Origin of the sequence: Bacillus sp. ISL-41 (genome assembly GCF_018613235.1) — a bacterium.
In the GTDB taxonomy this organism is placed as follows: Bacteria; Bacillota; Bacilli; order Bacillales; family Cytobacillaceae; genus Mesobacillus.
In genome coordinates this window covers 42,041-58,955 of the sequence record NZ_JAGGQP010000012.1, presented here as the reverse complement: position 1 = coordinate 58,955, position 16,915 = coordinate 42,041, and the positions used below count along the sequence as shown (strand labels likewise).

Sequence of the window (16,915 nt, the reverse complement as noted above, 5' to 3'; positions counted from 1 at the left end):
ACGTTTGGTTACGTTTGCTGCTCATCGAATTTATTGTTCTGTCACGACACAGGGACTAATCCCGTAAGCAAAGGGACGGTTCTTGTGCTCACTTCTCACGGTCTGGAGAGCAGAAAAAGTAAGCAGGAGACCGTCCCTATGCTACTGATACAAAAGAACAACTTTTAAAACAAATGGAAATGATATTATAATAGTAATAGGAGGTGGAAAAAATTGCATAAGATAAAATACTACATATCTATTATGCTTTTATTATCTTTTTTACTTGTAAGTATTCCAGGTCAAATAACACAGGCAGCTTCTTTTTCAGATATGAAAGCTGGCCAAACTTTTTACCAGGAAGTCTCTTATTTAGTTGAAGAAAATATCATTAGTGGGTACGCTGATGGTTCTTTTCGTCCAACTGAAAAAGTAACAAGAGCAGCAGCGGCTACGATGATCGGTCGTGCTCTGAATCTAGATGGCACTCAAAGAAAAGGGTCATTCAAGGATGTTCCAAAGGAAAGTTATGCTTCGGGGTATATTGATTCTGCGGTTAGCAAAGGAATAATAAGAGGTTTTACTGATGGAACGTTCCGTCCAAATGAAGAGGTAACTCGCGGTCAAATGGCTATCTTTATCGATAGAGCTTTTGCTCTTACAGAAAAGAAAAACGTGCAATTTTCCGATGTTTCTTCCAGTATTGCTGCATATTCATCAATCCAGAAGATTGTGGCTGCAGGGATTACTCAGGGCTATAGTGATTGGACATTCCGTCCCAATAAGGAACTATCAAGAGCAGAATTCTCAGCATTTTTGGCTAGAGCACTTAATCCGGATTTTAAAGTTACGATACCAAATGTAGATCCAATTGAAATTAACTACAGTATTTCAAATGGAAAAGTAGAATCTAATTATCATAATGGTAAGCTTTTTGTTTTAAAAACAGGTCAAAAAATTGAACTAAATAAATTAAATAATGGTTCGGACCGTATTTTAATCAATGGTGTAATCCTTGAATATGAAGATGAAAACACGATTGTCCCAATTAAGAATGGCGTAGGGTATATTAAAATTATCCCTAATGGCTATGATTGGGAGGAAGCATATAATTATGAAATATTAGTAGGTGCACAAGAAGATATTACGAAGTCCGTATTGAATAAACACTTCATCGAACTTGCAAGTGAAGGATATTTAAATGGCTGTGAATTTTCAGTTGACGATGTAAGAGTTGAAAATGTTATGAATCACTATGGAACTCCTACAAAGTGGGAAGGTTATTATGATGGAGGATACGGTAGACAATATAACTCTTGTATCTACTTTGGTGGAGATGAGCGTTCTAGCTCTCCAATCGGAACCATTGATATGGCTGGTAGTAAAATAGATAAAACTCCTGCTCAAATCAAACAAATAATCGGTCGTCCCTCCAGTGAAGAATATAGTGAAATGGATGGTTCATGGATTATGTATTATGACTTGGATGGATATAGTTTAATTTTCTCTTTTGCAACTCCAAATTCTAAGTTAGATTCCTTAAGGTATAAAGACCTTAATAATAATTAAATTAATCAATCAGAGGGACGGTTCTAGTGCTCACTTCTCATTGCGCTAACACGCAAAAAACGAGCAGGAGAACCGTCCCTCTGCTCATTATGCTTATTCAATTAAATCCGCAACTAGGATATACCGCTCTGGAGCATCACCAATGAAATCAAATGGATAACAGGTGGTAACGGTCAGGGTGGCGCGAGGTTTTGGGACGATTACTGTCCTGTCATCCGCATCAACAATGCGGACTTTTCTGACCTTGTACGTAAATTCTCCTGCTTCTGTTGAGACAACGAGCAAATCCCCCTTGCCAACTTTGCCAAGCTGGCGAAAAACAGTATCACGGTGACCGGATAGAACAGAGTTGTCCTTCTCGCCTGGAAGCACGCTGCCGGCGAAGTGCCCTACTCCCTTTTCGAGCTCATCTTCATCTGTGCCATGATAGATTGGCAAATTGGCGTTGAGTTTAGGAATGGTCAGGTTACCGATCATTTCTCCTTTTTCAGGCCTTACGGAATAGAGGCTGGCAGAATTCTCTTGCGTTTTTCTATCTGCCGTCTGAGCAGTCTTATTGGCAAGGACGACCTCTGTTTGGGGTTCGCTAGTTTTAAAAAGCCAATAGCCCTTCATAAATTTATAAGCGTTTGTTCCGCTGAACCAGAAACCGAATGTGATTATGACAACGGATAAGGAAAGAAGAACCAGCTTTCCGGTTCTTCTCTCTTTCATATATTTAAACACGTTTAGCTTTCACTTTCCTGAATACAATAGCTCCTAAAAGAATCATAGCTAATCCAGCCATTGTATTTTGCGGGTAATCTGAAGCGGTGTTTGGAAGTTTGCCGCCCTTGACAGTTTTAGCAGGTGCTTTGGCCGCAGGGGATTTCTCTTCAGCTTTTTTCATTTCTTCCGCAGCATTTTTGACTCCTTCAGCTGCCTCAGTTGTATCTGCCAGATTTTCTCCGGTTTCTTCAATGAATTCAGAACCGAACATTTCCTTTGTGATAACCATATCAGCTAAAAGGTCACCATTAGTAGAAAGGATTTTTATCATTAAGTCCGCTCCATTAGTAGAATCCATTTGCATCAGGGAAGCAAATGAAACAGAAGACTCAACGCCATCCTTAATTAAGTAGTATTCTACGTTCAAATCCAATAGAGTAAGCATGCCATCCCAAATTTCTATAAATTCGGCAATGTCTTCAGCTGAAAGATCAGTTGCACTGTCAAACTCAGGGAAATCCATTAATCTTGCACCGTATTCCTCCAACCCTGTGAAAAATTGTTCAGGATCGAGGTCAGGATTTTCCATGATCGCAATCACATGATTGCCAAGGTTATTAGCTTCGGCCAGCGATAGACCAAAAGAATCCAAAGTGTTGATCAAATCATCCTTGGATTCCATGAAGTAGTGTTCTGCTACTGCAAATTCAAGGTCTTCGATATATTCATAGTTTTCGATTGAATCATCATAGGAATTCAGGAAAGCTTCCAATTCTTCAATCGATACAAATTCATAATCTTCAAGAAGCGTTTGCAGGTTTTCGTCAGTAATAGGAGTCAATTCTTCAGTATACAGCCATTCTGATACACTGAAATATAAATCATCGTAAAAAACGAATTGTTCCAATGTTGCTCCATTTTCCTCAAGCAACTGGTTGAATTCTTCCTCAGTCATGTCAAAATCAGCAAGCAATTCCTGGAGATTTTCTTCATCAAGTAAAGCTCCCAGGTAGTCTGTCAACTCTTCAAGAGTTTCAAACTCTTCCAAAGAGTAATCATGCCAGTCACTCATATAGGCAATGAACTCCTCCTCAGACATACCGATTTCCTGGATGAAATTTTGGAACTCTTGATCCTGTGGATCAACCGCCGCAAAAGCTGCAAATGGCACCAGTCCCAACGTCAAAGTAAAAGCCAAAATAAAAGATAAAACACGCTTCAAGTACTTCTTCCTCCTACAATTCATATACATTACAGAAGAATTATATATCCATTCAGAAAAAACAGATAGTGGATATTAATGGGATATAGCAAAGGTGAGCAGAGGGACGGTTCTTGTGCTTGTTTCTCACTGGCCAGACACCAAAAAAGTGAGCAGGAGAACCGTCCCCGTGCTTGATTTTTTTGGTATAATTTGTCTTAAGTTATTTTGCCTTTAGGGGTGGTTTATATGGAATTAGAAAATCAAATTACAGAGTCAGAGAAAGTAAGGGCTTTTATAGGTAAGAAAGCAGACGTTTATTTCAAGAAGTGGGGCTATACTGGTGGCAGTGTAGACTTGTCGGCTCAACCTGGAAAGAAGTTCTCCTGGAACTGGGCCGCGGCTCTATTTAGTGGTGCATGGCTGGGTTATCGAAAGATGTACAAGGAAGCTATCATTTATCTTTTGGTATTATTGACAGTTTCTTCACTTCTAGGGGTTGTCAATGAGTTTACTGTATTAGATGTAGGCGTGTTTGTGCTAATGGGGTTTCTTGGTAACAGGCTTTACTTTAACAAGGTTAAAAGAGAGGTAAGCAAAGTTGGATCTGATAATAACGCTCTTGAAAAGTTATCAGCCACAGGAGGTACAACGTGGCTTGGCGCCTTTGGTATTGCAGTTTTAGGTGGTTTCATGGGTATGATTTTTGTAGCGATTTTTAATTGGTAGAGCAGAGGGACGGTTCTTGTGCTTGAATAATGTGTAAAGAGGTTGAAACAGGGAAAAACCTGTGTTTCAACCTTTTTAGCATGTGTAAAAAAGGGCTTCATCCTTAATCTACAAAAAATCACGAGAATTTCTCTCCTGCTCCCTCTATGGGTAAAATTGGTCATATATGAAATTAGAGGTATGTAGGGTATTAATCATATGCTAGAATATAAGCCATAAGTCCTATTGGAAAATAAAAAATTCATAAGGGGAGTGAATAACTTGAAAAGAGCGTTACTCATTTTTGCGTTGCTTTTATCGGTAAGCGGGATGACACCAGCCTATGCAATTGGAAATTCAACAGTGGCAGCTGCAAATACAGTCGTTTCATTTTCAGATCTCAAAGGCCATTGGGCTCAACATGAAATCGAGAGTCTAGTAAGCACAGGGGCAATTGGTGGTTATGCTGATGGAACGTTTAGGCCACAGGAAACGGTTACTAGAGCTCAGTTCAGCAAAATCCTGGCTGGTGTGATGGAAGTGCAATCTAACAATCTAGCTTTCTCTAACATGAAGGGCCATTGGGCTGCTCCGTTTGTGAACGGGTTAGAAGATAAGGGAGTGATTATTCCGACGGACTATCCATCAGGATATAACCCGAATGAAGTGATCACCCGTCTGGAAATGTCCAAGATGATTGCAAGAGGTTTAGCCAGTGAAAACGAAAGCTGGAATTCTGCATTAACTGGACTTAAAAACCTGGACTACATAAAAGTTTCATTCACGGATAAACACAAGTTGATTAAACGCGACATGCCGTTAATTGCCTTAGTGGATAGTTCTGGTATTGTTCGCGGTCGTGCAGACGGTTCATATGATCCTTCTGGGCGTGCCACCAGAGCTGAGGCAGCCGTTATGTTAAGTCGTTTTCTTAATGCGAAAGGGAAGAACTTTGATACGTCTCAACTTGTAAATCAATACAAAGGTGCAAAGCCGATTCATGAATACACTAGAGAAGAATTAGAAAAATGGGTAGATAAAGATGCAGATTTAAAACGATTAAGCAACTATCCGGTTAAGCATGAATTGTTCCCTACTTTAGCAGAGAGTCATGACTGGATGATGCATATTGGTTCGCCCTATGTAGATAAAACTCAGTCGTATACTAAATATTATCTCAATGTTGCAAAGGGGTTTATGGCAACCTACAACAACCGTAACTACAAAACAATCGGGGATGCATGGAAAAAAGAAGTTCGTTACTATTTCCGCGGTTATGAGTACAATGGAGTGTTTTATTCGGTTGATGAATCCGCTCAATTAGTCAACAAGTTGGTCCAGGACACTAAAAACAACCAGATTATCTCCGAGAGTTTTTTTGTGACAGATGTTTCAATGATGCATAATGCACTACATGAAAGTGGTTATAATCTACCAAGAGTAAGAGGGACAGAATATATCCGTTTTACATCAGGTGTAAAACTGCCAAAGGGAGTAGTATTGAATAAATGGTATAAGCGGGATGTTGATGTGCAGCATTATCAACCTCTGACTAGCAATAGGGTTCCGTATGAAACGGCGAATGATCCTATCGAAGGGATTTTCCCTATCACGTCTTATGCCGAATTGAAGAAATAGAAACTTGCAAACTAAAATAGTTTTTAGGAAGAAAGTTAGAGGGGATAATTATGAAAAGATTTATTTCCATTATTACAAGTATCGCTATTCTGGGCAGCATTTTGATTAGTCCGATGGAAACGCAAGAAAATGTAGGACGAACAATATGGCATTTTTAGTATTCTTAATGATAATCGCCTTCTTCTTCGGTGATAATAGAGGAATGGGAAAGGCAATAAAAGACCTCTTTGTAGTAGCTCTAATTTTTGGTGCCATCGCATTAGTTGAAAGTTCTTTTTACTGGTTAATGATGCAGTTGGGCGTAGCTGAACCGCAGAATATCATACTGATGATGATTAAAGGAATCTTTTTCTTTTCAACTTGGGATTTGATATTTGGGGTGATGGACTACAACTATGTATGGAAGTTCTTCATTTTTGGTGTCTCAATCCTGATGGTTCCCATTTTGCTAATGGTTTTTGGTGCGATGATTGCAGGATGGTTGTCTTCTATCAAGGTTTTAAGTGAAAGTGCTTTAGACAAAATTTATAAGTACGGAAGAATACCTGCTATGGTCTTTGTTGGTGCTAATGGTGTCGTGTTAATGGTTCGCACTGTATACTCATTCTTAATGATACTTTATTACTGGTAGTAGTAAGAAAATAAATCTCTGGCGTATTATCGTTCAGAGGTTTTTTTGCTTGTTGCATATCTACTTACATAATTCTCCTTTAACTATTCGTATAATATAATTTTTCCTCCCCTTCGCGTATATCTCATAAAAGATATGCTTTTCTCATACTGATAAGGGGGCTAGTATGAGCAGATTTCGTATTGCGATTTACGCTATTCATTAAGGTAGGTACAACAGCAAAGAAAGAATAGCTTCCAAAAAATAAAGCTCTTTCTTTTTCTCAGGCACCTATTATGGACCGGATACTAAATTAGTTGGGCACTTGATCTATTTATCTATGCTTACCAGCAATTCAAGGTCAGGTTAGATCTAAAATATAATATTTAATAAGATAACTAAAAAAGACACAGTTGTAGTTTTAAAATAAAATTTGATACTTTATAAAAATGATTAATAATTTGTAATAAAGTTTGATTAAAATCCTGTATTTTTAAACAGGATTTTTTTGTTGATGCCGTAAAACTCCATTAGGCTACCCCACTAAAGGGCATTTTACAGGAACTTTTATGTAAGTTAATCGTATAAAATTATAGGACTTCAATGGATTCGAGGTGATTAAATTTTTTATGAGAACCGAAATGTTCAATTGTGATAAAGAAATAAAAGGTGCCGACATTTTTTATTAAAAAATATGTTATTCAAAGTATAAAGGCATGACAGAGTTTAAAGTTTTTAAAGAATGAGGGGAGATATAGTGGAAAAAGATAAGTCCGAAAAGAAAAAATGGTGGATGTTCTTTCTATCATTTGGTCTTTTTTCAGCCGTGTGGTTTTTTCTTTTCTATTTTATTACCAAGCTGATATACCATACTGAAGATGCAATATTTTTCTTCATTCCTATTAGTGCCTATTATGTTTTTTTCTTTTGTGCTCTCGTTTATGGACTCATTACATGGGGGTTCTATTTTTTTATCAAAAAAGGAATTAAGAAAAAATCCTTTCAGGAATTTAAGGTGAATTCGAGATTGGTACTAGAATTAGCAATACTTCCTATACTGATTTCCTTGCCATTTTTATATTTAGGAATCACCAATGCCATTGTGATTACTGAAGAGAAAATTACCTTTGATACATTTTGGAGTTTTAAAAACGAAGAGTATTTCTGGAGCACAGATATAACAGGGGTTGAGATTTCCTATTCCATATCCCAAGATTCAAATTCTCCGTATCGAGAGTCTTTTAACGGTAATTACATCATCCATTTTGATGATGAAAAGAAGATTGATCTTTGGGCAAATGTTTTTGAAGGAGGGATATCTAATGTTCAAGATATTGATACACTTGTTCAGGAAATAATGTGAGCAGAGGGACGGTTCCACTGCTTGAAATATACAAAAGAGGTTGAAACAGGTTTAAATACTTTGTTTCAGCCTCTTTTGAATGTGTTGAAAGGAGTCTCTGTCTCGGCTCGACAAGAAACAATCACTAGAACCGTCCCTCTGCTACCTCTGCTAATAAAACAAATATGGTGTATCTTTGTTAAATAACAAAAACAGCACAATTAATCTTAGCAAAATAGTTTTTCAGGAATTAGACGGTTTTAAAAAGGAATTCAGACCCAATAACCAGGAAAAGAGCTCAACTATCATTCGATATAATTGAAGAATACCAGCGGCAAGGAACATTAAAGATAATTGAGGGGGCAAAATCAGATGAGATTAGACAATTTGGCTTAAGAAGCACCCCAGATGAAGAGATCATAGAATCATACATAAAAGCACAAAACCAAGTGCAAAAACTATTATTTATCTCAAATGATAAAGGCGCTGGATTGCTAGTTGAGCACAGGGACGGTTCTTGTGCTAACTCCTCTCTGGCCGGACACCAAAAATGTGAGCAGGAGAACCGTCCCCCTGCTTTTTCCTGATTTCCAATCATCTTGGAGGAGTAAATTGAACGCCTGCATTTCTTAACTCTTTTTCAATACCTGAAATCTTTTGTTTGTAAATTTCAAGGTCACTAATTGTTTGATTTAGATTTTTCATTAGGCTTTCTTTAAATATGCAATCGGGTTGTTGGGAAATTAATTCTTGATAGATACAAATATTATTCTCTAATTGTCTTATCTGATCCCGATAACTGATATATGTATCGATTCTTCTGAATAACGGGTAATCAACTCTTAAACCACTATCACTTAATGTAGAAGGATAATCGAAGGCTTTCATTAATTCTTCGAAATTAGTTGAATGTAAGTGTTCTGAAAGAAGCTGGATGGTTCTTGGTTCAGGACATTGATAGTTAGATTCAATTTTGGAGATAGTTGCTGTGGAGAGTCCTGCTTTTTCTGCTAAAACTTTCTGGGTTGCATACCCACTGGTTAACCTATGATGTTTTAGAAATTCCCCGTATTTTTTAGATTCTTTAGCTTTTTCCACTTTTTAGTTAGCCCCCTCTCATGGTTACATTCTTTCTGTTAATCTCCAATATAAGCATTAAACCTTTTATTCTATGTACTCGTTTCCCAATAGAGCATTCGGCTCTTATATTCTGCCTATTCCCTTTTATAAACATTTATAGAACATTTGTGCAAAAGTATTCATTGGGAAAGTTAGAGCCATACAAGCGAGCGAACATTGTGAGGAAGCAGAGGGACGGTTCTTGTGCTTACTTCTGACTGATCGGACACCAAAAAAATGAGCAGGAGAACCGTCCCCTTGCTTACCCTTGCTTATTTCGAGAAATTCATAGGTACAAAGAAATACTTTATTGGTATAATTTACATAATGATAGTTTGTTAGACCGTAACATGAAAAACACATAAGGGTGTGGGTGTATGAGAAGAATCTTGATTTATCTATCTATCTATTATTTTGCTGTTTTTTTCGTTTGGGGTGAAAGGGGAAGCAAGTCAATGGTTTAAAGACCTTCCTTCCGATTACTGGGCGAAAGGGGAAATTGATTTTCTAATATCAGAAGAGATTATAGCTGGCTATCATGATGGGACATTCAGGCCAGCAGATTCTTTGACCAGAATCCAGGTGGCAATAATGATTGATCGAGCCATGGATTTTCCAGTCAAGGAACGACCTGATCCAAGATTGCAAGATATTAAGGCGGGAAGCAAATATTATTCGATAATCACGACTTTGCTGGATGAGGGTGTGTTCTATGATATCGTCCGTCCGGAGGGTTATTTTTATCCTAATGCCCCTGTAACCAGGGACGAGATGGCATCAATTCTGGTCAGGACTTTTGATCTCACCGGTACAACGGCAATTGATTATTCCGATGTAGAGCAAGACCAATGGGCGTACCGGTACATCCAGAAACTTGTCGCAAATGGGGTAACAGCTGGGACGACTGAAAATACATTTTCACCCGAACAACCATTAAACAGGGTCCAATTTGCTGCGTTTCTGGCCAGGACTCTAGACGAACGCTTTAGATTGCCGCAATCCTTGCCGAAACCTGCTGTTGAAATCAACGATTATTTTCATGACCAGGATGAGATTAATCAAAAATGGCAACAGTATAAACCTACATATGAAGGTCATCCATATGAAATAAATCCGATCGTGAAGTCTCCTTTTTCACCTGGAAAATTAAATGATGATTTCATCAACGATGGTGTCAAGATGACCAATTTTGTCCGTTATTTATCTGGCCTCCCTACGGTCGTAGAGGATTCATCCCTGAATGAACTCTCCCAATATGGGGCAGTAGTTACAGCTGCAAATGGATTTTTATCACATCATCCCGAAAAACCTATGAATATGGACGAGAACTTTTTCCATAAAGGCTATCAATCTACGTCTAGTAGTAACTTATTTCAATTCTATGAAGGATCGCCAATGTGGTTTTTTAAAAAAAGGAACATGGAAATATCTAGTCCCCTTGCATTCACCGTTGCAGGATACATGAGCGATTCCGATATGTCGAACATCGATCGTGTGGGTCACAGAAGATGGATCCTTAGCCAGTACATGGGGAAAGTCGGCTTCGGTATGGCTGCTTCCGAGTCCGGCATATTCTCTGCAATGCAAGTTTTCGATAAAAGTAGAGTAGAAGGGCTCAATGAGTGGGATTATACAAGCTGGCCAGCCAAAGGATATTTTCCATATCAATTCTTACATAAAACAGACGCCTGGTCCGTCCAACTCAATCGATATCATTTTAAAACACCAAATCCAAGCGATGTAAAAGTGCATTTAATCAGGTTAAATGACGAAAAAGAATGGAACCTGGACATGTCCCACAACACAGTCACAGAAGAAGACAATTATTTTAACGTAGAAAACCAAAACTTCGGATACAGCACGGCAATCATCTTCCGCCCAGGCGAAGTAGACACCTATGAAAACAGCACATACAAAATAACCATCACCGGACTCCAAAGATTAGACGGACAACCAGCAACCATCCAATACACCACATACTTCTTTGAAATGAAAGAATAAAGTGGGCAGAGGGACGGTTCTTGTGCTAACTCTTCACCGGCCGGACACCAAAAAAGTGAGCAGTAGAACCGTCCCCCATGCTTACCGTTGCCTAGTATGAAGGGAATTCTTAGAGTTTGTAGAATCTATAAATGAGTACTACTAAAGAACTAGATTAAAAGAGAATGAAGGGGGCTTATGCATGGGTTTTTGGAATAGGCTTGCTAATGGAGGGTTAGGAAATAGCGGAGGAATAAAGGGTCTATTTGAAGAAGTGTCAGAAAATGTGTCGAAAGCAACGAAGAATATAAGTGCAGATTCTTTTAAATATACAACGGGTATTCCTCCTCAAGTCATTGAGAAACATCTTTCGAAAAGTAAAGATGGACATAAGTTTGCTAGCTCGCCTGCATATGGCGCGGTGGTATATTGTGAACTAGGATTTGGCACAATGGATCACTCCGGAATATATGTGGGAGGGAATCAAATTATTCACCTTGAGGGAAAGGGCAAAATACGAAGGGTTGGTCTAAAAGGTTTTACGAACCATATTACAACCTTTAATCCAGAAATCTGGTTTCCATGTGATGCTGATACGGGTCATGCGATTGGTTTTAATTATGCTGGCGATCGGGCGAATCAGATGCTTGGGAACAGCCGTGATTACAATTTAATTATGGATAATTGTCACCAGTTTACTTCTGGATGCGTCACTGGCGATTTTGAAAATGCTGATAATTTTCGCTGGACGCTAAAACATACAGTCGAACAAGAATACATTGGGGATGTAATCTGGCGGCAATGGAAGTGGTTCTAAGGTCAATGGGTTAATTGGTTTAAAAAGAGTAGTTAGTAAATTTATGTCTGATACCAAGGCCATTTGAGAGGCAGCGGGCCGAAGTGATACAACGTGGCTCATTATCTTCGGTATTGTAGTTTTAAGTGGTTTCAAAGGTATGGTTTTTGGCGTAAATAATTGGCAGAGGGACGGTTCTTCTGCTTGAAAAAGTTTATTATATAAAAATAAAAGAGGTTGAGCCAGTGATTATCCTGGTTCAACCTCTTTTCTGTTTGAAACATGGATCCAGAAACAATCACTAGAACCGTCCCTCTGCAACTTTTTTCTTTTTTTGTATTGCCCATTGTTGGATTGATTGATCGATTTGTTTTATGTATTTTTTGCCTAATGTTGCTCCTATTATGAGTATGGTGATGATAGAAATGATGAAGAAGCTTATCTTACCGGAGTTTATATAATCCAGTATTCCAAGGGTTATATGCGGTACATAACCGGTGAGTCCAGCTAAGGTTAGGGATAATAAAAATTGAGTATGTGATTGTAGCCAATATCTTGCATAGAACATGTAAAAAGTTGCAAGCCAGGCGAAAGCTTCAAATGATATTAGGATTAACCATTTATATGTAATCAGGAATTCCATGGCAGCAATTTACTCCCACTATACCTGTTTAACTAGATTGCTTGAGTTTAGCTGCTTTAAAACTTTTTGACCCAAAATTGATTTCTTTGCTGCATTAACATCAATAACAGAAGGATAATATGGCAGGTCTTCGTAACCGTGTTTTAATAACCGTTTTACAGGAACTTTGAATCTCCATACTAGCGCATCATATACGTCTGGGTTTAATAACGAGATACAATAATCCAAATTATTTTTAAATGAATAAGTAGTTATGAAATAAACAATTTCTAATAACGATTTCATTGACCCTCTCGAATCAATCTTTATGGATAACTTCTCTATCTCATACACTTTACTGTTATCTAATTCAATAAATTCGTGAAAAGGAAAGTTCGAATTGATGGGCCAATCTGTTCGGGTTGAATACGGTATTAATTCTAAACTCCCATAATCCCCCTTGCTGTTATAAAAAATAAATCTCTCTAAGTCCTTTATAATATAGGATTCTATTTCATACCCTTGTTCCAACCAGGAAGGAATCCATATATTATCAAACTTAACTTGATCTTCAAAGCTTTGAACCTTTCTAACTGCCATAATAACCTCCAGTGGTATAATTCCATATTAATAACAATATAGATAATTTTACCTAAAATATGTGTAAATTGTAATTATTTTTCAAAAAAGGCAGTCCTATAGTCATAACACAAAGTTGAGTAGAGGGACGGTTCTCCTGCTTGAAAATAGTAAGCAGAGGTGAGCAGAGGGACGGTTCTCCTGCTTGAAAATATGTAAAGATGTTGAAACGGCTAAGTTTCAACCTCTTTTGCATGTGTTAAAAGGAGCTCCAGACTTTTTTGTGCAAATCGGCAAAAAACAATCACTAGAACCGTCCCTCTGCAACATTTTGGGAATCAGAATCAGGAAAATAGGTCCTTTATCTCATTTTTGGAAAATTAATGTAAATCATTAGGTAGTTGCTCATCCTTTTCTATATAATGGAAAAGTCATTGGCTGTATAAAAGCCTTAACAATAGAAAAGGTTGTGAAAAGAATGCAGAAGAAGTTCTTATGGATTATCGTTTCACTTATGCTTATCCTGAGTGCTTGTAGTAATGAAGAAAAAGCTTCAAAGGCAGAGGCTGAAACGAAACCGAAAACGGAAGACAAGGAAGAAGCAAAAGAGGATAAAGAGGAAAAAGAAGATTCAGAGGCTGAGTCGTCAGCTAGTGCCAGTGGCGAACTAAACCCGGCGATCGCTGAGGAAACAGAGGGAAATGTAGAGGTTATCTTCACAAACAATGATGCTAAATATACTCATGATATGAATGGTTTTAAAGTCTCGGTCGATGGATATGAAATTGCCAAGGTGACTGACATAAATGATAGCATGAAAGTGTGGTTTGACGATCAAACTGAAGGATATGTCATTACCGCTAAAGTCACAATTGATAACGCAACGGACAAAAAAATGTGGTATTCAAACTACCACCGTCTGCAGTTGACGAATGATTTTGATTTCATCCAGTCAGACGGGAGTAGCTTGATTCCAGAAGAACAGAAGATTAATATGATCAAGAAGAATCAAGATGATTTTACCTTATACGAGCCAAAGGAAAAGGTATCTGGAATGGTGACTTTTGCTTTGACGAATGAAGAGTTTGAGAGAATGAAGACCGTTAAGCCGAAATACATCATTGAGGGCGGTATCGCTGATAATGATAGCTTTGAAAATAGCTATCTGCAAAACTCCCAGTCCTTTGATTTCGTCTACAGCGACGAGCAATCCCAGCAGGTTGCCTCCCAGCAGGAATTCTACCAGGATCGCCTGACTTCTGATAACTGGGCTGACAAGAAAATGATTTTCGAGAAAAGCGGAATCAATGAAACACAGCAAATTGGCGATGTAAAGGTGACGCTTGACGGTGTGCAGTACACGGAAATCATCCCAACAGAAACGAACAAAGAGATGTTCACTGACTTCGGTCAAAACGGCATTACTGCACTGACAGTGAAAGTGAACATTGATAACCAATCAAGCGAGGCAGTCAGCATTACCAACCTTGGCACAATCTTGAATATTGACGATAACCGTGCACGTTACTTCAGCCAGGGCATTGCCGAGCCAAGCCAGCCACTTGAAATAGCAGCAGGCCAGCAAGGAGAAAAACTGCACGTCTTCCTATTCAGAAAAGACGAATTCGACCTGTACAAGAAATTCACACTAGAATTCGGCCCATTCATTGGGAAAGACGGCAACGAAGCCTTCAAAGGAAAAACCGCCACATTCAACCTGCCAAGATAAGATGTGAGCAGAGGGACGGTTCTACTGCTCCAAATAATACGGATAATAAAGAGGTTGCAACCATGGAGGAGATATGGCTGCAACCTCTTTTTCTATGTTGTATTTCTGCGGTGGAAAACAATCACAAGAACCGTCCCTCTGCTTGATAAATTGGGAAATTTTATAAGATACAGCTGTTTTTCTCAATCTTGGTATAGTAAAATTGTACCATGTATATTTGGGAGGGATTAGTATGCCAAAGCTCATTAGAAAGAGTGTTAGTTTAATGGTTTTATTTGTTTTATTGGGTAGCGTGCTTTTGTCTGGTGTTGGTTTTGCAAAGTCTAAATTTAAGGATGTTTCTGATTCGTATTGGGCCCTAGATGAGATAACATTTTTGGTCGAACAAGGTGTGATCGGCGGTTTTAATGATGGTACCTTCCGCCCAGGTGAAAACATTACCCGCGGACAAGCTGTTATCATGATTTCCCGTGCTTTTAAGGCTGATTCTTCAAAGTATCCGAATCCGGGGTTAAAGGATGTGCCTGAGAAAAGTCCTTATTTTCTGGCAGTAAAAGTGCTGATGGGGGAAGGAATTTTAGCTGAGGTAGTTAAGGATAAACACTTGCAGCCCTCAAAGCCGCTGACTCGCGGTGAGATGGCATCAATTTTAAGCAAAGCATATGAGTTGACTGGTACATATGACGGGGAGTTCAAGGACGTAGAAAAAAGCCATTTCGCTTATGATGACATACAATTGTTAGCGGCAAATAATATTACCACTGGCTTCGGTGATAAAACCTTTAGACCAAACAAGGTAATTACGAGAGTAGACTTCTCAGTAATGCTGGCACGAACTCTGGATGACAGATTTAAAGCAGGCGCGGCCTTAAATCTTCGTAAAGTCGATTTAGTAGAGATCGATACGGAAAGGCAATTTAACTGGGGGACAAATGTAGCGCATATAGTCGTGAGAGCTAAATCTGATTTCCAGTTTGCTCTTCTTCGGGATTCTGTTGAGCCGGGTATGGAGTACTTTTCGTGGGATTATTCCTATGAACCTATTGCCATAGAGAAGTTTATAAAGAATCCTGGCCGTATAGAGAAAATAGGGAACAACGCATCAATTGGTTATAATGTTGAAGGCGATGAATTGACAGATTTAAAAAGATACGTAACGGTTATTTTTTATGACAAAAATAAAAAGCCAGTTGCTTATCAGGAAAACATAGTCACGCTTCATCCAAAAATGATAGCACAGACACCATCCTCACAAATTGATGATGAAGGTTTTATTAAGGTTTCCAAAAGTGATAGTGGTTATAACTTTATCCATGCTCAAGTACCGGAAAAATTCCAAGCTTTAGGCGCATACTACTCTGTTCACGGCAGTTTTTCAGACTTTACCTACAATGATGCCATTTTAGCAAAAGGAGATAGAATTTTTAAAATCACTGAAAGCCATGGAGCATCCCCAGTAGCATTTACCAACTTTCGAGAACAAGGCAACACAGGGGAATTCCACATCATGCTCGTAATCTATGACACAAACCTAAAACCAACAGGCCACGTTAAAGAAGTGTTGATTTTGGAATAAAAGTGAGCAGAGGGACGGTTCTACTGCTTCAAAATTAAGAGGTTGCAGCCATAAAGGAATTTTGGTTTCAACCTCTTTTTCTATGTTTTATTTCTCTGGTAGAAAACAATCACAAGAACCGTCCCTCTGCAACTTTTTAACTAAAGTTTTCTTTGATTCGCACGATATAAACAGTACTAAAGTCATGATTATATTTTTACAACAAAGGGGTACTGTGGTGTGACTATTGATGTAAGGACTTTGCATTTGCTTGAACATGCTCAGAGGCTGGAGGAGGCTGTGAGAGCTGTTTTACCGAGTGTTACTAATACTGAGATAAGAGAAAAAAACGAGTTAGCTGTTGAAATTCATATGGGAGTAATAATAGGCCTTACTGGAGACATAAAAGGGAAGTTAGTTCTTAGTGGTGTGGAGGACACTTTTCAAGGGATTAGTGAAATGATGTATGGCATGAGGTTGGAGGGAGCTATGCTTGAGTCATTTACAGGAGAGCTAGGAAACATGATCGGCGGAAACTTTTCAATTATGCTGTCGAAAATAAACGTTTCAACCGATATCACAGCTCCAACCATAATACAAGGGAACGCCAGGATATCAGGATACCGTTCGGGTGTATTGATAAAAACTCTTCTGCAGAATAATCATCAGGTTGAATTTTATTATTTGCATGAATATTAGAAGTTCAGAGAATGGGCTTTAATAAAGAGGAGGAGAAACACGTTTCGGTGTTCTCCTCCTTATCTGTTATGGCTCGGATTT

General features: G+C 38.5%; 15 protein-coding genes and 1 pseudogene. 11 read left to right on the top strand and 5 right to left on the bottom strand.

Annotation, left to right across the window (positions count from 1 at the left end):
- Window positions 1–213: 213 nt before the first annotated feature.
- The gene (locus tag J7I80_RS05740) at window positions 214–1,548 is read left to right on the top strand and encodes an S-layer homology domain-containing protein (RefSeq protein ID WP_214736491.1); all 1,335 of its coding nucleotides are present in this window, start codon (window positions 214–216) and stop codon (window positions 1,546–1,548) included.
- A gap of 93 nt (window positions 1,549–1,641) precedes the next feature.
- On the opposite strand, the gene J7I80_RS05735 is transcribed toward J7I80_RS05740, so the two are convergent.
- Together J7I80_RS05735 and J7I80_RS05730 are read right to left on the bottom strand one after the other, a co-directional pair.
- Window positions 1,642–2,262, bottom strand: coding sequence for a class D sortase (locus J7I80_RS05735; protein ID WP_214736488.1), 621 nt, complete (start codon window positions 2,260–2,262; stop codon window positions 1,642–1,644).
- Window positions 2,263–2,266: 4 nt separating this feature from the next.
- The gene (locus J7I80_RS05730) at window positions 2,267–3,478 is read right to left on the bottom strand and encodes a processed acidic surface protein (protein WP_214736485.1); all 1,212 of its coding nucleotides are present in this window, start codon (window positions 3,476–3,478) and stop codon (window positions 2,267–2,269) included.
- A gap of 228 nt (window positions 3,479–3,706) precedes the next feature.
- Here J7I80_RS05730 and J7I80_RS05725 point away from each other — a divergent pair, with 228 nt between their 5' ends.
- From J7I80_RS05725 to J7I80_RS05710, 4 genes are all read left to right on the top strand, one after another.
- Window positions 3,707–4,186, top strand: coding sequence for a DUF2628 domain-containing protein (locus tag J7I80_RS05725; RefSeq protein ID WP_214736482.1), 480 nt, complete (start codon window positions 3,707–3,709; stop codon window positions 4,184–4,186).
- Window positions 4,187–4,447: 261 nt separating this feature from the next.
- A complete protein-coding gene (locus tag J7I80_RS05720; protein WP_214736479.1) occupies window positions 4,448–5,803 on the top strand; it encodes an S-layer homology domain-containing protein in 1,356 nt (451 codons plus the stop codon).
- A 145-nt stretch (window positions 5,804–5,948) separates the two neighbouring features.
- A complete protein-coding gene (locus tag J7I80_RS05715; RefSeq protein WP_214736476.1) occupies window positions 5,949–6,434 on the top strand; it encodes a hypothetical protein in 486 nt (161 codons plus the stop codon).
- Between the two features lie 736 nt (window positions 6,435–7,170).
- The gene (locus tag J7I80_RS05710; protein WP_214736474.1) at window positions 7,171–7,776 is read left to right on the top strand and encodes a hypothetical protein; all 606 of its coding nucleotides are present in this window, start codon (window positions 7,171–7,173) and stop codon (window positions 7,774–7,776) included.
- A 573-nt stretch (window positions 7,777–8,349) separates the two neighbouring features.
- Here J7I80_RS05710 and J7I80_RS05705 read toward each other — a convergent pair.
- A complete protein-coding gene (locus tag J7I80_RS05705; protein WP_214736472.1) occupies window positions 8,350–8,853 on the bottom strand; it encodes a helix-turn-helix domain-containing protein in 504 nt (167 codons plus the stop codon).
- A gap of 456 nt (window positions 8,854–9,309) precedes the next feature.
- Between J7I80_RS05705 and J7I80_RS23620 the strand changes: the two are divergent.
- From J7I80_RS23620 to J7I80_RS05695, 3 genes and pseudogenes are all read left to right on the top strand, one after another.
- Window positions 9,310–9,450, top strand: a pseudogene (locus J7I80_RS23620) (S-layer homology domain-containing protein); the annotation flags it as partial.
- A 15-nt stretch (window positions 9,451–9,465) separates the two neighbouring features.
- Window positions 9,466–10,875 (top strand): S-layer homology domain-containing protein, encoded by a 1,410-nt coding sequence (locus J7I80_RS05700; RefSeq protein ID WP_251027623.1) that lies wholly within the window; start codon window positions 9,466–9,468, stop codon window positions 10,873–10,875.
- A 181-nt stretch (window positions 10,876–11,056) separates the two neighbouring features.
- Window positions 11,057–11,671, top strand: coding sequence for a hypothetical protein (locus tag J7I80_RS05695; RefSeq protein ID WP_214736467.1), 615 nt, complete (start codon window positions 11,057–11,059; stop codon window positions 11,669–11,671).
- 280 nt (window positions 11,672–11,951) lie between these two features.
- Here J7I80_RS05695 and J7I80_RS05690 read toward each other — a convergent pair whose 3' ends face one another.
- On the bottom strand, window positions 11,952–12,293 hold the full coding sequence (locus J7I80_RS05690) for a hypothetical protein (protein WP_214736466.1): 342 nt from the start codon (window positions 12,291–12,293) through the stop codon (window positions 11,952–11,954).
- 18 nt (window positions 12,294–12,311) lie between these two features.
- Window positions 12,312–12,872, bottom strand: coding sequence for a hypothetical protein (locus J7I80_RS05685; protein ID WP_214736464.1), 561 nt, complete (start codon window positions 12,870–12,872; stop codon window positions 12,312–12,314).
- A 457-nt stretch (window positions 12,873–13,329) separates the two neighbouring features.
- Between J7I80_RS05685 and J7I80_RS05680 the strand changes: the two genes are divergently transcribed.
- The 3 genes from J7I80_RS05680 to J7I80_RS05670 all read left to right on the top strand — a co-directional run bounded on the left by J7I80_RS05680 (window position 13,330) and on the right by J7I80_RS05670 (window position 16,834).
- Window positions 13,330–14,580 (top strand): DUF5068 domain-containing protein, encoded by a 1,251-nt coding sequence (locus J7I80_RS05680; protein WP_251027622.1) that lies wholly within the window; start codon window positions 13,330–13,332, stop codon window positions 14,578–14,580.
- 232 nt (window positions 14,581–14,812) lie between these two features.
- Complete coding sequence (locus tag J7I80_RS05675) at window positions 14,813–16,156, top strand: S-layer homology domain-containing protein (RefSeq protein WP_214736462.1); 1,344 nt, start codon at window positions 14,813–14,815, stop codon at window positions 16,154–16,156.
- Between the two features lie 219 nt (window positions 16,157–16,375).
- The gene (locus tag J7I80_RS05670; RefSeq protein WP_214736460.1) at window positions 16,376–16,834 is read left to right on the top strand and encodes a chemotaxis protein CheX; all 459 of its coding nucleotides are present in this window, start codon (window positions 16,376–16,378) and stop codon (window positions 16,832–16,834) included.
- Window positions 16,835–16,915: the final 81 nt, after the last annotated feature.

Bases quoted from the DNA above. Each gene is read 5' to 3' on its own strand.
- J7I80_RS05735 (WP_214736488.1), bottom strand. From the start codon at position 2,262: ATGAAAGAGAGAAGAACCGGAAAGCTGGTTCTTCTTTCCTTATCCGTT.
- J7I80_RS05725 (WP_214736482.1), top strand. From the start codon at position 3,707: ATGGAATTAGAAAATCAAATTACAGAGTCAGAGAAAGTAAGGGCTTTT.
- J7I80_RS05715 (WP_214736476.1), top strand. From the start codon at position 5,949: ATGGCATTTTTAGTATTCTTAATGATAATCGCCTTCTTCTTCGGTGAT.
- J7I80_RS05700 (WP_251027623.1), top strand. From the start codon at position 9,466: ATGATTGATCGAGCCATGGATTTTCCAGTCAAGGAACGACCTGATCCA.
- J7I80_RS05695 (WP_214736467.1), top strand. From the start codon at position 11,057: ATGGGTTTTTGGAATAGGCTTGCTAATGGAGGGTTAGGAAATAGCGGA.
- J7I80_RS05690 (WP_214736466.1), bottom strand. From the start codon at position 12,293: ATGGAATTCCTGATTACATATAAATGGTTAATCCTAATATCATTTGAA.
- J7I80_RS05685 (WP_214736464.1), bottom strand. From the start codon at position 12,872: ATGGCAGTTAGAAAGGTTCAAAGCTTTGAAGATCAAGTTAAGTTTGAT.
- J7I80_RS05680 (WP_251027622.1), top strand. From the start codon at position 13,330: ATGCAGAAGAAGTTCTTATGGATTATCGTTTCACTTATGCTTATCCTG.
- J7I80_RS05675 (WP_214736462.1), top strand. From the start codon at position 14,813: ATGCCAAAGCTCATTAGAAAGAGTGTTAGTTTAATGGTTTTATTTGTT.